Source organism: Legionella septentrionalis, from assembly GCF_003989745.1.
GTDB lineage: Bacteria > Pseudomonadota > Gammaproteobacteria > Legionellales > Legionellaceae > Legionella_A > Legionella_A septentrionalis.
The window spans coordinates 40,830-57,791 of the sequence record NZ_RZGS01000003.1 but is presented as its reverse complement, the minus strand read 5'-3'; the positions used below and the strand labels follow the sequence as shown (position 1 = coordinate 57,791).

Sequence of the window (16,962 nt, the reverse complement as noted above, 5' to 3'; positions counted from 1 at the left end):
AGTATTACCACTTTTTCCCTGAACTTTTTGAATAGCTTCCCCCTCTGAAACAAGCCTCGCCAATGGCCTGGAGTTCTTCTTTTGTGTGGCCTTCTCTTGGGCTGTCACAGGTTAACGAGGCCAAGTGCTCTGACTTTTTCCTTGCTTTGGTTTCTGTACTTTCACAGCCTGAAAGCAAACAAGCGAACACCATGATGGATAAACTTAAGCGTTTCATTTCTTCTCCTTGTCGTTATGACTGAATTACCATTTTTTACCTGAACTTTTATGATACGTACCCGCTCGAAATTGCTCATCACCCGCGGCCTGTATGGCCTCTTTATTGGCGTTTGCCGCATCTTTTACCGCCTGCGCGTTTTGTTGTGCTAATAAAAGCCCTCTGATTTGAAGTAATTGATGTGATTGATTGCTGGCTAATTGTGAAGCAGCCTGTAGTGCTTGCTTTTGCCCAACGGCACTTTGCGCCTGAGATTGCAAGACCCGTAGTTTTTCTGAGTCATCTTTCAAGCTCTGTTGTTGCTTATCAATCCCTTTGAGCATGGCATCATTAGCACGCTTTTCGGCAACAGAAGTTGAGAGTCTACTTTGTTTGATTTTCCTGAGTTCTTCGGGTGAGCAATGACCATTACCATTAAAACAAGGAGTTTTCTGATAGTATTCCTGGCTCTGAAATCGGTCCAGATAACCTTGAAGGCTGCCTGCTTCCTGCTTGTAATAATCAATTGTATTAGTCGATTCAAGCAGATTATTAATGACAGAGTTGGCATTATCCCACTGGAAGGAAGTGAGCGACTTAGTGTTCTCTAACATATTTTGGTATTGCTGCAGCTGATTGTTGTATTGATCGATCTGAGTTTTATACTGACTCACCTGATTCAGTATGATTTTTCCATTTTCAATCCAATTGGCAAAATCAAATACGGGCGCACCGCTGGCGAAAACATGTAGTGTCCATAAATAAATAAGCATGATTCTAAATTTCATTGCACTCCTCCTGTATCAATAAGCAAACTGTCTATAAGGTTGTTTAAAAGTTAAATCTTTCACTACAATGATGTTGAAACGGTAACCCGGACGGACATTAATGGTCGGGGATACGTTCAAATTTTTTGAAACCAGTTGTGATGTCACCTCACCTAACTGTTGTCCTAATGCCTGACTCAAGACAGAACCCGCTGTGGGTTGGCTGTAACCGAACTGGTTAGGCTGATTACTATTCTGGCTGTAGGTAATACCTGCAACAATGCCAGACATTAAAAGCGCTGAGCCATAAATTCTTGCATAATGATGATCCACTTGATCACGAAATCCGGCGAATCCCGCACTATCAGCGCCTGGCATGGAGCCAATATCCAATGCCTTGCCATCAGGAAATACCAGTCTCTGCCAAGCCACTAATACGGAATTCTGGCCAAAGCTCACATCACTGGAATAAATGCCAAATACTTTGGTTCCTTGAGGAATGAGAAGGTATTTACCCGTTGCGGTGTCATAGACGTTTTGTGATACCTGACCGATGATTTGCCCTGGTAATTCAGAGGAGATGCCACTGACCATTACTCCTGGAATCACCCCACCCGCTCTGAGTTCATATCGGCTGTTTGGACTTTCAAGTCTTGAGTTTAAATGCCAACGCATTTCATTTTCTTCACCACCTAAGGTTTGCGGCATGGGTTTGTTGTGCATCCCTTGTACTAACATGAGTTGCTCTTTAAAGGCCGTAGATGGGTCAACATTGAATGTCACGTCATTCCCGCTCATGGATGTCCTTACACTTGCTCTGTTATTCAGCCGTACGTTATCCACCATAATGGATGTTTTTGCTTTGACCGCCTCTTCAAATTCTTGTGTTTTTTCCTGGCGAATGCGTTCTATTTCAGCATCAGTCACATTTTGATCCAACGTCTCTTGTTTTTGAGGCAAGTCTTGTTGCTCAAGTATGGGTAGGGAAGCCTCCTGCTTGATTGTGATCGTTTCAGTTTGCGGAGCTACGACTGGTACTTTGTGGTTTCCTACCACTTCATAAGCCAGACTCATGGTGTTTTTTTTCTGACTTTTAATCTTTACTATTTCGGGAGATTGGTTCTGTGCATTTGCCCGTTTATTGGCAACAAAAGCTATCAACACCACAAACACAGTTAAAATACCAATGACAATGATTAATGGTACGTTATTCACCCGCTTCACACCGGCTGTCTGGAGTTTTTGCGGTGAGTAGTCTTTTGATAAAAAATCGTTGTTTTGATTCATCAGTCTCACTCCTTATGAGTCCATGCGCTAACTGGGGGAATTTTTCCACCGGTTTTGGCATAAATTCTGCTGAGGGTCTGTGAGCCAATAAAAAGGCTGACTCGGTAAAGGTTGGTTGCTTTAATCTCATCGACAACATAGAAAAAATTGGCCTTTTGTTTGGGGCAATTGTTTTCAATCACGCCATAACCTTTTTTTCGCATTTCATGAATCAGGCTGATGCCAAAAGCATCCCTTACCTTTTGACTGATGTAAAACGTATTTTGAGCAGGTGGATAGACACGTGTTAATTGGGATGCCGCGTCTTGTGCCAAATAAACGTCTCGGCCTTGAGATACTTGAGTAAAATTCCCATAACGCTGACTTGCACAGCTTGATAACAATAGAGCGAGCAATAAAACGCTTAGTTTCTTCATCTTTAGCACCTCGTAATGGTAATTTTTTCTTGAGAGCTTCCACTTCCGATAACCAATATTGCCCTATCAAAAACGCTATCGACGATGTAACGACAACCTTGCAGACGATAATTCACCATGACGGACTCTGATTTTTGGAACAACCCACGGCTTCTTAAAACCAATAAAGCAGGGGCTTCACTTTGTGCCATCGTTTTCGGCATCTCAATAATGGTTTTAACGCCATTGTTGTAAACCCGAACTGGCTTAAATCGTGCATTCCCCTGAATTCGATAGTTAAAATTAAGATTGCCAAGATATTCATTGGTTTCTGGAAGGGTATCCGCTTTCCGTCTTTCTGCTTGAATTTGCTGAATTAACTGCCATTTCGCTTTTGCTTCATCGGGATAAATGAAAGATACATAGGGCATAAACTCAAAGCGGTCTGACTTTAATCTGAAATGATAAGTTCTTCTGTCTGTGGTTACGACCAAAGAGGAGTCAAGTCCAACATCTTTAGGTTTGATTAACAGGTGGATTTGTTGCGCGCTACCCGCACCCGTAATGGATGGCTCAACAATGAAGCGTGGATCACCAACATTCATATCATTAAACTGCTCACCTGCCTGCAAAGCAATATCACAAACCTGCAAGGGCGCGCATACTACCCTTATTTGCCCTGAGCCATAGACAAAACTGACTGATCCATCCGAGGATGGAAATGGTTTGCTGGTTTTGTCTCCCTTTTGCCAACGCTCTGCAATATCTAAAGCCTGCTTTTCCTGATTTGACAGTTTTGGATCGTTTTCGGAAAAATAACGAGTGGCCAGCTCATTATTATCCAGGGCAAAACCTGTCAATGGCATCAATAAACAAAAAATGAGCATTATTTTTTTCATCGCTGTTCTCCATGCTTTAATTCATAGGACCAGTTAAAATCACGGATAAAAATTAAGTGTGGGTTTTTCAAAATAGACTCACTGGAGACATCATTAAGTTCGTTGTCCTGATACATCGTGATCATGGCTTTCATCATATAGGGCTTTTCTTTAAGCGTTCCGTCACGATTTCTCACCGTCTCAACCCAATCAACCTGCCAGGTCTCATCAGACTCTTGTAGAACTGATCGAATCTCAATGCTGACGATTTCATGCGTCGCTCTTTCAAAGGGATTAGACTGCTGTTTATTACTGTAAAATTCCTGAACTTTGGCTAGAGCCGCATCATTCTGATTTAAATAGGAATAAACTTGAAACACAGCCTTCTTTTGTAGTTCAACATCGCTACTTACCATGCGGATATTTTCAATAAAATGTGCAGCAGCCGCCCGATAATCATCAATATTGGCTTGTCCAACCCTATCCGCACGGGTGACTGACAAGGTATTGCCATTAGCGTCCTGCTGAAATACCAAAGGGATAAATTTGGACTGGGTGCCAATGGATATAAGCCCACCAACAGCGGCCAGTGCCACTAAGAGGCTGCTTAAGCCCACCAGTTGCCAAACCTGTACCGATTTCATAAGACCTGCGGTATGAACATTCCAGGAGCGTCTGGCGTTAAGAAAGGGATTATCCGTTAACGCTTCATTTTTCTTTTCAAGTCTTGGGGTATTAAGCCATTGTTTTATTTTTTTCATGCTGCTTCTCCGTACCGTTCCAATTGGATTCCTTTTTCCGTAAGCCACTTAGATACCCACCCATCACCGTACTTCAACTCAAGCTGTTTCATCCGCGCGATAGAATCGGGATCAGTAGCCCCTACAAAAGCCAAAGCCATAGAGCCTAATGCTAATTGATAAAGACGTTGTCCTTTTTCGCTGACATAGTAGTAATCACGCTTGGGTTGGGCTTGAGCTATGATGTCAATCTGACGTGGATTTAAGCCCATGCGTTCATAAATCACGCAGGTTTCAGGATCTCTTGCATATAGATTGGGTAAAAAGATTTTGATGGCTGTGGATTCAACAATGATGTCTAAAATGCCGGATTTTGCTGCATGGGAAAGATGTTGAGTTGCCATAAATACAGCGCAGTTTTTCTTGGCCATGGAATCAAGCCATTCAGCAATCTTGTTTTTAAAGACAGGATGCGCGAGCATCAACCACGCTTCATCCAGTAAGATGAGCGTTGGGCGGCCATCCAGTGAGGTTTCAATGCGTCGAAACAGATAGAGCAACACAGGTAGTGCAAATTTTTCGCCTAATCCCATTAAGTGCTCAATTTCAAAGGTCATAAACGAGGACAGACCTAAACCATCACATTCAGCATCCAATAAATGCCCCATCAATCCATCGATGGTGTATTGCTTTAGGGTTTCACGAATGTGTTCGTCCTGAATGGTCATGACAAATTCAGATAAGGTTTTAGAGCCACTTTGGTGCATGCTGATAATGGCATAGCCGATTTCATTACGCTGTGCTGGGGTTGTATCCAAACCATTTAATGCCAATATTGTATCAATCCACTCCATAGCCCAAGCCCTGTCTGCCTTGGACTCTAAAAACTGCAAGGGCGCAAAGGCAAGCTTTGAGTCTTTATCGGCAATGGTGTAATGCTCACCACCTGTCGCCTTGCAGGTTGGGTACATGGATAGTCCTTTGTCAAATGAATAAATACGGGCATCTTTATACCGACGCCAAGACAATGCGAGTAAACCAAGGTGAGTTGATTTACCAGAACGCGTTGGACCAAACATAATGCCATGGCCTAAGTCTCTGACATGAAGATTCAGGCGAAACGGTGCATTACCACTGGTGACGCAATGCATCAGAGGTGGTGACAAGGGTGGGAACAGTGGGCACGGTGCTTTATTCTCACCTGTCCAGATGCTGGATGTTGGCAATAAGTCCGCTAGATTCATAGTATTAATCAATGGTCGTCTGATGTTTTCAACACCATGGCCTGGCAAACTTCCCATAAAAGCATCCATGGTATTAATGGTTTCTACTCTGGCCGCAAAACCTAACGCATTGATGTTCTTTTCAATGAACAGCGCTGCTTTTTCAACTTGTGCGCGATCTTCATCCATTAAAACAACAACCGAAGTGTAATAACCTTGCCCTACCATGCCAGAATTGGTTTCAGCAATGGCTGATTGCGCATCATTGACCATGCTAAGCGCATCTTCGTCGACAATGCCTGAATTGGTATTAAAAATCTGATCAAAAAATCCTCTGACTTTTTGCTTCCATTTTTTACGGAATTTAGTGAAATGTGCGACAGCTTCATGCGCATCCATGAATATGAAGCGGGAGTTCCAGCGATATTCAATGGGTAGTTGCGATAGCGCGGTTAAAATTCCAGGGTAAGATTCCATGGGAAAACCTTCAATCGCGACGCACTGAACAAACTTCCGACCAATTTTGGGAGTAATGCCTGGCGTTAATTCCTGACCGCCTATCAAGGCATCAAGATAAATTGGGTTTTTAGGCAGATTGACGGGATGGTTAAGTCCTGTGACACAATACTGTAAGTGCCTTAGAAAGTTATCCTGCATTACTGTATCGTCTTTATCATCTGAGCCAAGCCTTTCCAGATGAACTGCCGAACTCATGCGTGATTCAAAATTGCGGCAAGATTGCTTGAAGGTCTCAATCAATTGATGCGTTTTTGCTTTCTGGCTTAAGCGCTCCCCTGAATCATCAAACATCAATTCAACAAAACGTTTTTGTACCAATACAGGCGGATACCAGGTTAACGTGATAACAAAATATCCTTCATATAAGGTTCCCAACTGTTCAAATAGCTTCCTTCTTTCTTCATCAACTGCCATTGATATGGGATCAGGAAAGTGAGAATAACCCCGCGCACTGTAACCAGGTGCAGCACGCCTCATGGCATCTACATGAATCATCCAACCGCTACCCATAGCGGATAAGGCTTGATTGATCCGAAATGACACCATCTCACGCGCCTCATCGGTAGTATTGGCATTGTCTTCGCCATGATAAAGCCAGGCCGCCATAAAAGAGCCGTTTTTTCCGACAATTACGCCATCATCTACAACCGCCGCATAATTAAGTAAATCAACTAGTCCAGGTGTATGACTTCGATGCTTTTTGACATGGTGCCCACAGCTTTTACTTCGAATTTCCCAAAACAAAGTACCCAAAATGACAAGCCCTGTAGTACTAATCAAAAAGGCGATTAATTCAATCATTGATAACCTCTTTTGTTTTCCCTGAAAGGGGTTGAACGAGCCGGATAATAAGCCTGATAACGTCTTTGCCTCAGATAAACCGCTCTCATATAGGGATCAGATTTCGCCATTAAGCGAAGTCCTTTCAGAGATAAAAACCACATGACGATACCAGCAATCGCCGCCAGCCAATCCTGAGCGGCAAATACCAAAATGGCTGATAGCAATCCTGAAAACATGACAAGCTCACGGTCTCCGCCCATAAAGAGACTGGGACGATTTCCACATCTACGAATGGAGATAGTGCGAAGGCTCATGGCTGAGACTCGATTGCTGTCATCTCAACAGATGGCTTGGAAATTTCCGCCCCTTTACCAGTAATCGCTGTCATAGTATTTTGTGCCGCTACCAGGAATGAAAGCACCAATACAAAAAAGACAAGGGTTCGCATAAAACCATTTAATTCACCACCAAAAATAAGTGTGGCACCGGCAGCAACCAGACCAATAATCGCCGCACTAAAGGCAAATGGACCTGTAATGGACTTCTGGATTTTGGTCAACCATGAGTCGAATGGAAGTCCTCCACCTGCTGTGGAGGCGCTAGCCGGATGAGTCATTAAAAATAGAAATAATATGACTGCCCCCAGCATCCAAATTTTCTTGTGATTAAAACTGCTTAACTGATTCATTCATATTCTCCTTAAACAAGTTTCTTGATGTTGTATTGACCATTTTTAAAACCCTCGACAGATATGATTTCTTTGACAAAGCGACCATCTGGCGTTCTTGCAATATGCACCACACAATGAACCGCCTCGCCAATTAAAGGTTCAATTTCAGCGGGTGCAGCCGGATTTCTGGTAATCAATGATTTCAAACGATGAAGCCCTGCAAGACAGTTATTCGCATGTAAGGTGGCCGCTCCTCCTTCGTGGCCGGTATTCCAGGCATCCAATAAATCTAAAGCTTCACTGCCTCGAACCTCACCGACAAGGATTCGGTCAGGGCGCATTCTGAGTGTGGTTTTTAGAAGTTGGGTCATGTTGACATCCATGGTGGTATGGTATTGAACGCAGTTTTCAGCTGAACACTGGATTTCGCCGGTATCCTCTATGATAAAAATGCGCTCATGTGGTGCGCTTTTTACCATTTCATGAATAATGGCGTTCACTAATGTTGTTTTGCCTGAACCTGTGCCGCCAATCACTAAAATGTTCCGGTGGTTCGAAACCGCTTGTTGAATTATCTCGTTTTGCTCATCCGTCATAATTCCTGCTCGAACATATTCATCCAGTGTAAAAACGGATAGGGCTTTTTTACGAATAGCGAATGTAGGGCGTGATACAACCGGTGGCAGTTGTCCTGCAAAACGGGAACCATCCAGTGGTAATTCCCCTTCAAGCATCGGCTTAAATCGGGTCACTTCTTTACCATGAAAGCCTGCAACAGTTTTGATGATGCTTTCGGCACGCACCTCATTGATACTTCCAATGCAACGCATTGTTTCCCCAAGACGTTCCTGCCAAAGCCTGCCATCCGCATTGAGCATGATTTCAACGGTTTTTGGATCGTTTAAAGCCCGTTCAATCAATCCACCCAGATCACGCCTTAACTTTTCTTTGGCTCGATCTTTAACCGTAATCAGCTGTTCTTCATCGATAGTCATGACTCAATTCTCAGGAATTTGTTGAAGAAGCACTGCTTTTGAACTTATTAATAAGCCTGTCGACAATGCTCTCGTTGTTAGCTGCTTTATCTACAAACTTGTTATCTTTAATCTGATCGCGGTAAATGCGGCGTTGAATTTCATCACGATGGATTGGGATGGACTTAGGCGCATCAAAAGCAAGGCGGACCTCATCGTTTTGATACCCCACAATCGTGCAGTAAATATCCTCACTGATCACAACAGACTCCCCAACTCTTCTTGTTAATACCAACATGTCTTCTCTCCTATCAGGTTTTAAAATAAAAAGGCTTTACATTGCTTAATATTCGCTTCCGCCACTTCGGCACTCGCAGGAGCAACTTCTTCAGGCGTGACATAAACGTTATTTCGTTTTTTTATGTCACGACAAATGCGAATCAGTTGAGGCAAGCTTGGCGGCATTTCACAAAAATCACGACACTCAACGATGGCTTGATTCAAAACGTCATCACTAAACTTGCTTAACCCCTCCATCCACTCCTTTTTGGCAAACTCCAAAAACCCATCGCTTTTGAACTGACTGCGCCACAAATGCCCATAAAAAACTGCAAAGCGCGTAAACAAACTCTCAATCCGCTTTTTATTGCTGTCGGTAGCATCGCAGGTTGATGACATTGCTTTGTTCGTACTCGTCTTCACTGGTGCTTGCTGTGTCTTCTCCTTCTGGGTTCCAGAATGGATCAACGGTTGTGAGTTCAGTATTTGGGCGGCGCTTTGCATTCCTTTTCTCCTGCTTTACTTCGATTTTGACTTCATCTTCCCAGCATTTTTGAACCAACCAGTTGCTTGGATATTTCCAGGGTGGCACCCATTCGCCGTGGGCTATTTTTACATTTCGTGCTTTGATTTGGTTTTCCAGTGCTTGCAACATCATTCGCAATAGATGCTCGTCAGGGCTGATTTTTCTGAAGGCTTCAAAAGCACGCTCGTGGGATTTTTTCTCGGGGTATAAATTCCAAAATTGTTCGAAGCGGTTTAATAAATAAATATAATTATTATCTTTAAGAGGTGTGGCGACTTTTTGGGGTTCAGCTATGCCGGCTTTTATGGCCTCACCTTCAGAAAACTCATTGTTTACAAGGGTTTCCACGTGCGGCTTTATGGTGGCTTTCTGTGGCGGGTTTATGGCGGCTTTATTTTGGGCAGAATAATGCCTTGAAGCTAAGGGACATTTTAAAATGAGCTGCATGCCGTCAGATTGAACTTCAATCATTCCCGCACGTACCAAACCTGAAACTGCACGACGTACTTGATCACGAGAAAAGCTTTGGCTTTTAATCCCCTGATGTGGCTCGATATATAATTGTTCAGATATCGATTGATAGCTGATTCGTCGCTTGATACCTGTTATTCCTGTTTTAACATCCAGATACGGTCTGATTCCTCTTAGATAAGCCAATTGCTGGATATGAGGTAAGCCACTCATTGCTGCCAGTTCATCCTGGTTTATTAACATGTCCATTGACTACTTACATTCCTATCTGAAATTGACCTTCAAAACTGAATCCTCTTTAATATGTTGAAAATAATTAATTTTAGAGGCATCCTTACACTCATAACGCGTATAAATCCACACTTCATATACGTGAATCGCGTATAATAATTTATTATATACATATAAAGCGTATAAATGTAAAGACATATTTATGAAAAATGCTACTAAAGTAAAAAAAGATAGTTCTGCAATGGGACAACGCATCAAAAGAGCACGCATGCTTGCTGGCTTATCTCGAAAAGATTTGGAAGAAAAGCATGGAATCAGTATCCATACACTCCAATCATGGGAGCTTGGAAGAAACCCATTAAATAAAGCCAAAGCTGCTTCTTTAGTAGAAATACTTAATCAATATGATGTGAGTTGTTCAATTGATTGGTTATTAGAAGGGATAGGAAAAGGCCCATCAGTAATCGAAAATGAATTTCAAAATTATCCATTTCTTGCAGATACAGTTGGTAACCTTCTCGCCTCAGAACAAGCCATACAAAAAGAGATAGACTTCTTTAAAACGAATAACCCAAATGCTGTTGTGATAACGGTCTCAGATGATGCGATGGAGCCGGAGTATAAGGTTGGAGACATTGTTGGCGGGATAAAATTTATAAATCAAAATAAAAAAAATCAATGCGTAGGGCATAATTGTATAGTGGAAACCACCGAAGGCACCTTTTTTCGACGATTGATAAAAAGTGAAGATAAATATTTATTGGTTTGTAATAACAATAGAACTTCAGTCAGTGATCCCGTTATTTCAGCAGATTCAATTTTATCTATTGCCCCAGTTATTTGGCATCGATGGAAATTTGATGCCTTATCAAACTAGGGGATACGACCACTCATGTTACTGGTTCTTGCATCGTCCAATCTATTTTTTTAACAGCATTAATTTTATGTTCTGGCGCCAAATGTGCATACCTTAGTGTCATGGCAATATCAGAATGTCCTAATAACTCACGAACCGTATTTAGATCTACCCCAGCCATCACCAACTTACTCGCAAAATGATGGCGTAAATCATGCCATCGAAACTGTGTAATATTTGCTTTTTTCAATAACGATCCCCATGATCGTTTCACATGGTTAAATGGTTGATTATTTTTACTTGGAAAAACCAATCCTTCTTTTTTCGCTGTTTTTTTATGCAGATGATCCAAAATTTTATAAGCCTCATCATTAAGCGGAATAAAACGAGAATGTTTGTTTTTTGTGATTTCACCAGACAAAATCAATGAACCTTCTGACAAATTCACCATATCCCATGTCAAATGAAATAATTCGCCTCGTCTTAATCCTGTGTTAATTGACAATAGCACCATCGGCATTAAATAATCACAGGCATCGTCTTCTGAAAGCTCAGGTAATAAATCATAACCTCGCTTTTCTCGCCAGAGATTTCCATTTTTTCGCATCAACCGAAGTTGGTTGTCTCGTTCGAGTAACGCTTTGCGTAAACGTGTCTCTTCTTCAAATGACAAGTATCGGATTTTAGGTGAACGATCTATTTTATACGGTTTTAACTTACCAAGTGCATTTTCTTTTATAAAGCCCCATTCAACTGCCTTGGTCATCAGTGATTTCAACATGGTAATATTACGATTTAAGGTTGCCTGAGAAGTGCCTTCATTAAGACGTTTAACGCGCCATTGTTCTACAAGAGCAGGCGTAATTTCACCCAACGGCTTTGAAAAAAAAGCCTTATAACATCTAATAAGTCCTGCTAGCGTTTCTTGACCTCGTTTATGCGTTGATAAAACCCATGGCTTATAATCACTCTCAATAAATTCTTGTAGTGTCTTAGGCTTATTTATCCCTTTTTGTGCGGTTGGCTCAATCCCTTTATTGGCATTACTTAGCACCTCAATAGCCTTTTCACGAGCTTGAGCTGCTGTCATAACGCCGACTGTTCCAAGATTAATTTTTTTGCCTCTTTTGTACTGGCAGACGTAACGCATGGTTCCTGATGGAAAAACTCTTATCATGAATCCTTTTAGATCAAGATCATGGACTTCGTATTCTTTATCTCTAGGAAGCAGTTTTTTAATAAGCGTGTTATTGATTTTTGCTTTCATAATTAATCTGCTAATTGTTGTAATATTTCAGCACCCTTCACTTTATAGCTTTCCAAGGTCTCAAGAGTGCAATTGTTTTTAAACGATTCAACAAAACCAAATTCTCTTAAACAATTTCGTTTGTATTTTGATATCCAGCCAATCGCTTTAAATGTGTCATTGAACTTACGACGCAATTCAGCGATACATTCTTGCGGTGTTTGGGCATTTTTAAATTTCCAGATAGGCTCGTGATGAAACAAGCGATTTCTAATCAGTCTTATTTCTTCAAATCGCTTGGAAATATTCTTTCTATCATCATGCCCTCTTGCATAATGGGGGAAAACCGAAGGAATTAAGTCAGGCCATAGTCGGTTTGGATTAAATTGATCAGTGTATGTTTTTTGTTTTATTAAATTTGTCCAAAATCCAAATGTTAATCCTGCAACAATGTCTGACGCTGTTACTTGCCCAAATCTACGATGTAAATCGTTTTTGGTATCTTCAAGAATTGATCTTGACTTACCATCAGTTACAACGATATCGAACCAAAATTCATTTTCAAATTTCTTGGTGGCTGCGTGGTGAATTGAATTACGTAATGCAACTTCTACTGAATGTATGAAGGGATAAAATGCTTGGCTTATCAATAAATTCCAATGATAAGCTCCTATAATATCCGTATCCACTTTACTTGGACATAATATTTCATAGCTTGTAAGCCTATCTATTGATAATGCACTAATATATTCTTTCATACCCTATCCTGTTGCATCAAATTAGAATAGTTATCCAAAAAATAACCAAAAAAAATTGACATATCCATGTAAAATGACTCATAATTACAACGTAAGCTTTTAGGGATCCGCGAAAGCGCCCCTTTTAGCAGTTGACCAAGAACCACCTTTTCGGTGGTTTTTTGGTTTATAGCACCCGTGAAATTCTTCTGCTGCTTAATCCTTGCTTTTTTAATACCCTGGACTTTATCATAGTTAATATCACATTCATGTAATAAAAATCCTATTTTTGAATTACAGGGTGCATATAGGGTGCATTTTCATTGTGGAATGTAACATAACAATATATCACTGTACATCATAAAAATGCCATTAACCCTCGTATTACAAGGAGTTATTGTTCATGGAGATGTATAGAAATGCATTAAGAAACAATCGGGATCGCCTTCGGGAGGCAGGGGTCGCAGGTTCAATTCCTGTCACTCCGACCAATAAGATTTTTTTATATTGCACAGCACTAATCCCGTTTTCAACAGTTTTATTCCCATCACCGACATCAGATTAATGATTTTATTTGTTGCTTGAGAAGGTCACTTTCTTTAAATTCCCTGCTTTAAGCGTGTCCTACGCCAAATTGTATGATTTGCTCTTGCCAATGAAATTTTGGCCAATCTACCAATTACCAAATCCATTTGTTTAAAATTTTAAAAAGCTTCAGCTATCCATTGCTTTCTAGCTTTAGCTTAAGAATTGCAGCCACAAGCATTCATAACAAAAAAGCTTATTATCACTGTATCGCTCTTACTTATATCTTCCACTCCAATCATGATTTAACTATAATCCCCTGCCTCCAGCAAATAGGAATAAAAGTGACTACATCTACCTCTAACATACTGTATGTATTAAAGAATGGCACAATAACCAGCGATATCAACCAAGTTAATAAGTACAAGGACAATCTAGAACGTTTAAAGGCTACTGATCAGGCAAGATATGAAAGAGTCATTGAAAGAGCTCAGAAAGATCCTGCTTATGGAAGTACATTATATGCTAACGTGGCAATTTCAAGTCAAAGCAGGAGCGAGCAATTAGAAAACCCTGTTGAAGGGACATATCCAAGATCCCGAATGTAATATTAACTGCAGCGCTCTTTAGTTACTTTTCTTTCAACGAAACCCAAGGCTTGGCGCCAACTCTGGCCTTACAATAATTTCCGCCAACAGGGGTTAGTATGGAGGTGTTGTCACGCCCACACCATTGGTCTTGCATGATTGTATCTTGGCCATTTCAACTGGATTGTGATTGTTCCAAGCCTTACCTTGAGAATGACTATCAATCCATTTTGTAACTGCTAATTCCAAGCCAGTATTCCTAAGTTCAGCGAATGTGTATAATGCTCAGCTTATTTTCTTAAGCATATAGACATGTTACGGATATTGATATTATTTAGTTTGATTCTAAATACAGGATTAAATTTTGCTGCTCAGAAATCTTCGCTTTATCAGGTGGATTTGATTATCTTTGCTCAGCCTGCTTCCAGCCAAGGCGAAGAAAGCCTGTCCTCCTTGGTTGCCCCAAGCACCAGGCAGGCAATCTTGCTGCAAAAAAATGCGGAAAGAGGAAATCCCCCGTTTCGCTTGCTGCCTCCTTCACGTTCCCAGTTACGCGGTGAATTTTGGACTTTGCGAAATAAATCCGCTTATCAGGTACTCGCTCATTATTCCTGGCTACAACCCAGCAATAATAAGCGCCCGGTAGCTGTTGCGATTGTTGATCAGAATGGCTGGAATGTTGAAGGTACCTTGGCTATCCAGCAAAGCAGTTATTATTCACTGGATGCCAATCTTCTTTTTTCAGCTGCAAATAGTAATCGCGGCTCTTTTCTTATTTCGCAAAAGCAACGCCTGAAAGGTGGGGTGGTATATTATCTTGATCATCCTCAAGCCGGGATGTTAATTAAAGTTCATAAAGTTTCATAAATGATAGCAGTTAGTTTATTTAAAGCCCGTGCACCCTTGGGTATATGGTGGGTGGGTGTTTCTTTTGTTTTATTTCAATTCTTTATGCAATTGTCCTCTGGTGTGGTGATTGGGGCCATCATGCATGATATGCAACTTTCCGCCCTTACCGCAGGCTGGTTGGGAAGCGCTTTTTATATTGTTTACACAGGCTTGCAAATACCAGTCGGCATTATGTTTGATCGAGGAAATACTCGCCTTCTGCTTGCCGTAAATGCCTTTATCTGCAGTCTGGGATGCCTGCTTTTTGCTGCAAGCCATACCTTGCCTGGCCTTTTGCTGGGACGAGTTTTAATCGGCATGGGCTCAGCCTTTGCATTTGTTGGTTTTTCCCACCTGTTGCGACAACATTTCCCCTTACGTAAATTTGCCTTCATGATTGGACTCTCCGAGACATTGGCTTTTCTGGTTACCGTAATGGGTATGATCAGCATGGGCACTTTATTGCAACAATGGGGCTGGCGCGGCTTTATCAATGGCGCCGGAATCATAGGCTTGCTCATTTCTTTTTTATGCTGGAAATATCTCCCTGATTCTGCGAAAACTGCAAAAATAGAGCGAAATTATACGCAACAATTATTAAAAATATTGAAAAACGGTAAAGCTTGGGTAAATGGCTGTTTTGTGGGCTTAAGTTTCGCTCTGGTGACCGTATTTGGCGCTTTGTGGGCAATCCCTTTTTTACAGGTAAAATTAAATTGTACGTTGCCTGAAGCAAGCATTCTAGGTGCCGTTTTTTTCCTGGGAGCGGGGGTCAGTTGTCCCTTGTTTGGAATTCTATCCAGCCAAATGCCACGCCGCAAACCCTTGATTTTAAGTTCGTGCATCTCCACCAATCTACTGCTTCTGATTACTTTATACTGCCCGATTCAAAATCCATTGCTCATAGGCATGTTAATGTTTTTCATGGGTTGCTGCTGCGGAGCTTATATGTTGGCATTTACCATTGCCAATGAACTTGCTCCGGAAAACTCCCTATCTACCTGCACCGGTTTTACAAACACGCTGGCCGTGATTTCAGCGCCTTTATTGCAACCCCTTGTCGGATATTTATTGGATACGTTTGGACACAAGGGAGCCTATACCCTGCACGATTACCATCTAGCGCTCGCCGTGGTACCGATGTGTTTGCTGATTGCTACCGTCCTGGCTTGGCATCTGCCGGAAAGTTACGAAAAATAAAGGCAAGCCTTAAAACATTAAGCGGCAGGATTAACTTCATTCTCTGCTGGCGCTTGGGGCTTAAGCAGCGCTTCTTTACCTAGTTCATTTTGGCTTAACACGCAAAATCCGGGTTGCTTATCTTCAGTAATAAAACCGGCAATAACCGTTTTATTATTAATTTCTTCCGGGACGCTTAAATGATGCTTCGGGGAAGAAATTTTTATATGCCAAAGACCATCCTCCCCCCGTTTTACATCGATAAATTGTGACATGGAAAGGCTTTTTCCCTGCGCATTGCAAAGTCCGGTGACCGCTCCTTGCTGGGCATCCTCTTCTTCTATATTTACGGAGTAAAAGCCACTATTATCATTAAACTGGCATAATACCCCTGAAAAAAGATGGTTTTTGTCTTCTTCTTCATTAAGCCATACTTGCCGGAACCAAGCATTCTTAGCCGTCACAAACTGTTCCCCGGTGTTCTTGCCCTCGCCAGTTTCTACTTGCAGATGACCATTTAACCGGCTGGTCTGGCTAATGAGCAAACGCATGCCAGGCCTTAAATTTTGTACAATTGGTTTATGCTCCAACGCGTCCAGCATGTCCACCTTAAAATTAAAACCTTTTTTATCCTTAGTTTTAAAGCCGAAGATCCAACTGTCATTGATTGGATTAAAGCTCATGAATTCATTCCCGACTTGCCAATTATTTGCTTTTGGCTCGGGGATAATGGCCTCGCTTTCATCAAATAAAATTACTTTTTTACTTTGTGCATCCAGCAATGCAGCCATGGCATGAAATTTATCGTTTTCACGTTGCATTTGAAAAATATAGCCGTATTGCTCATCGCGTTCATTGGTGACAATTCCCGAAAAAACCCAATTTACATGCTTTGCAGCACTGGGCAAAAAGATATTTGCCTCCGTTGCTTCTTCTGCAAAAAGCGACCCTGCAAAAAATAAAGCAAGGCACAGCAATAACCTACCTAATTGAATCCGATGCATG

Annotated in this window: 20 protein-coding genes; 4 read left to right on the top strand and 16 right to left on the bottom strand. The window is 41.5% G+C overall.

What is annotated here, in order from left to right; genetic code table 11:
- Positions 1-4: 4 nt before the first annotated feature.
- The 13 genes from ELY11_RS02155 to ELY11_RS02095 are packed head-to-tail and all read right to left on the bottom strand — an operon-like array spanning position 5 to position 9,957.
- Positions 5-217 carry a hypothetical protein gene (locus tag ELY11_RS02155; RefSeq protein WP_027226383.1) on the bottom strand — a complete coding sequence of 71 codons (213 nt, stop codon included), beginning with the start codon at positions 215-217 and terminating at the stop codon, positions 5-7.
- Positions 218-243: 26 nt separating this feature from the next.
- Positions 244-984 (bottom strand): P-type conjugative transfer protein TrbJ, encoded by a 741-nt coding sequence (trbJ, locus tag ELY11_RS02150; protein WP_011945692.1) that lies wholly within the window; start codon positions 982-984, stop codon positions 244-246.
- Positions 985-999: 15 nt separating this feature from the next.
- Entirely contained in the window at positions 1,000-2,250 is a 1,251-nt protein-coding gene (locus ELY11_RS02145; protein WP_027226384.1) for a TrbI/VirB10 family protein, read from the bottom strand.
- A 5-nt stretch (positions 2,251-2,255) separates the two neighbouring features.
- Positions 2,256-2,666: a conjugal transfer protein TrbH gene (locus ELY11_RS02140; protein WP_027226385.1), complete on the bottom strand. Its 411-nt coding sequence runs from the start codon at positions 2,664-2,666 to the stop codon at positions 2,256-2,258.
- Between the two features lie 2 nt (positions 2,667-2,668).
- Positions 2,669-3,544: a P-type conjugative transfer protein TrbG gene (gene trbG / locus ELY11_RS02135; protein ID WP_027226386.1), complete on the bottom strand. Its 876-nt coding sequence runs from the start codon at positions 3,542-3,544 to the stop codon at positions 2,669-2,671.
- Positions 3,541-4,284 carry a conjugal transfer protein TrbF gene (locus ELY11_RS02130; protein WP_027226387.1) on the bottom strand — a complete coding sequence of 248 codons (744 nt, stop codon included), beginning with the start codon at positions 4,282-4,284 and terminating at the stop codon, positions 3,541-3,543. Before ELY11_RS02130 ends, trbG begins: the two co-directional genes overlap by 4 nt.
- Positions 4,281-6,806: a VirB4 family type IV secretion/conjugal transfer ATPase gene (locus ELY11_RS02125; RefSeq protein WP_061721642.1), complete on the bottom strand. Its 2,526-nt coding sequence runs from the start codon at positions 6,804-6,806 to the stop codon at positions 4,281-4,283. The genes ELY11_RS02130 and ELY11_RS02125 overlap by 4 nt, the downstream gene beginning before the upstream one ends.
- Positions 6,803-7,102, bottom strand: coding sequence for a conjugal transfer protein TrbD (locus ELY11_RS02120; RefSeq protein WP_027226389.1), 300 nt, complete (start codon positions 7,100-7,102; stop codon positions 6,803-6,805). The genes ELY11_RS02125 and ELY11_RS02120 overlap by 4 nt, the downstream gene beginning before the upstream one ends.
- Entirely contained in the window at positions 7,099-7,476 is a 378-nt protein-coding gene (locus ELY11_RS02115) for a TrbC/VirB2 family protein (RefSeq protein ID WP_127032424.1), read from the bottom strand. Before ELY11_RS02115 ends, ELY11_RS02120 begins: the two co-directional genes overlap by 4 nt.
- A gap of 11 nt (positions 7,477-7,487) precedes the next feature.
- Entirely contained in the window at positions 7,488-8,453 is a 966-nt protein-coding gene (trbB, locus tag ELY11_RS02110; protein WP_027226390.1) for a P-type conjugative transfer ATPase TrbB, read from the bottom strand.
- A 10-nt stretch (positions 8,454-8,463) separates the two neighbouring features.
- Complete coding sequence (gene csrA, locus ELY11_RS02105; protein ID WP_027226391.1) at positions 8,464-8,730, bottom strand: carbon storage regulator CsrA; 267 nt, start codon at positions 8,728-8,730, stop codon at positions 8,464-8,466.
- 20 nt (positions 8,731-8,750) lie between these two features.
- Positions 8,751-9,059: a hypothetical protein gene (locus ELY11_RS02100; protein ID WP_027226392.1), complete on the bottom strand. Its 309-nt coding sequence runs from the start codon at positions 9,057-9,059 to the stop codon at positions 8,751-8,753.
- A 16-nt stretch (positions 9,060-9,075) separates the two neighbouring features.
- On the bottom strand, positions 9,076-9,957 hold the full coding sequence (locus ELY11_RS02095; RefSeq protein WP_127032423.1) for a hypothetical protein: 882 nt from the start codon (positions 9,955-9,957) through the stop codon (positions 9,076-9,078).
- A 184-nt stretch (positions 9,958-10,141) separates the two neighbouring features.
- Between ELY11_RS02095 and ELY11_RS02090 the strand changes: the two genes are divergently transcribed.
- Positions 10,142-10,816 (top strand): XRE family transcriptional regulator, encoded by a 675-nt coding sequence (locus ELY11_RS02090; RefSeq protein ID WP_061721645.1) that lies wholly within the window; start codon positions 10,142-10,144, stop codon positions 10,814-10,816.
- Positions 10,817-10,829: 13 nt separating this feature from the next.
- Here ELY11_RS02090 and ELY11_RS02085 read toward each other — a convergent pair whose 3' ends face one another.
- Together ELY11_RS02085 and ELY11_RS02080 are read right to left on the bottom strand one after the other, a co-directional pair.
- Positions 10,830-12,062, bottom strand: a complete 1,233-nt coding sequence (locus tag ELY11_RS02085; protein WP_127032422.1) for a site-specific integrase — start codon at positions 12,060-12,062, stop codon at positions 10,830-10,832.
- Positions 12,063-12,064: 2 nt separating this feature from the next.
- Positions 12,065-12,799, bottom strand: a complete 735-nt coding sequence (locus tag ELY11_RS02080; RefSeq protein ID WP_011945677.1) for an Abi family protein — start codon at positions 12,797-12,799, stop codon at positions 12,065-12,067.
- 848 nt (positions 12,800-13,647) lie between these two features.
- Here ELY11_RS02080 and ELY11_RS12370 point away from each other — a divergent pair.
- The 3 genes from ELY11_RS12370 (at position 13,648) to ELY11_RS02065 (ending at position 15,978) form a co-directional block, all read left to right on the top strand.
- On the top strand, positions 13,648-13,911 hold the full coding sequence (locus ELY11_RS12370; RefSeq protein ID WP_126953010.1) for a hypothetical protein: 264 nt from the start codon (positions 13,648-13,650) through the stop codon (positions 13,909-13,911).
- 291 nt (positions 13,912-14,202) lie between these two features.
- The gene (locus tag ELY11_RS02070) at positions 14,203-14,757 is read left to right on the top strand and encodes a CsiV family protein (protein ID WP_126953009.1); all 555 of its coding nucleotides are present in this window, start codon (positions 14,203-14,205) and stop codon (positions 14,755-14,757) included.
- Positions 14,758-15,978, top strand: coding sequence for an MFS transporter (locus ELY11_RS02065; RefSeq protein WP_126953008.1), 1,221 nt, complete (start codon positions 14,758-14,760; stop codon positions 15,976-15,978).
- A 17-nt stretch (positions 15,979-15,995) separates the two neighbouring features.
- Here ELY11_RS02065 and ELY11_RS02060 read toward each other — a convergent pair whose 3' ends face one another.
- Complete coding sequence (locus ELY11_RS02060) at positions 15,996-16,961, bottom strand: hypothetical protein (RefSeq protein ID WP_126953007.1); 966 nt, start codon at positions 16,959-16,961, stop codon at positions 15,996-15,998.
- Between the last annotated feature and the right edge of the window lies 1 nt (position 16,962).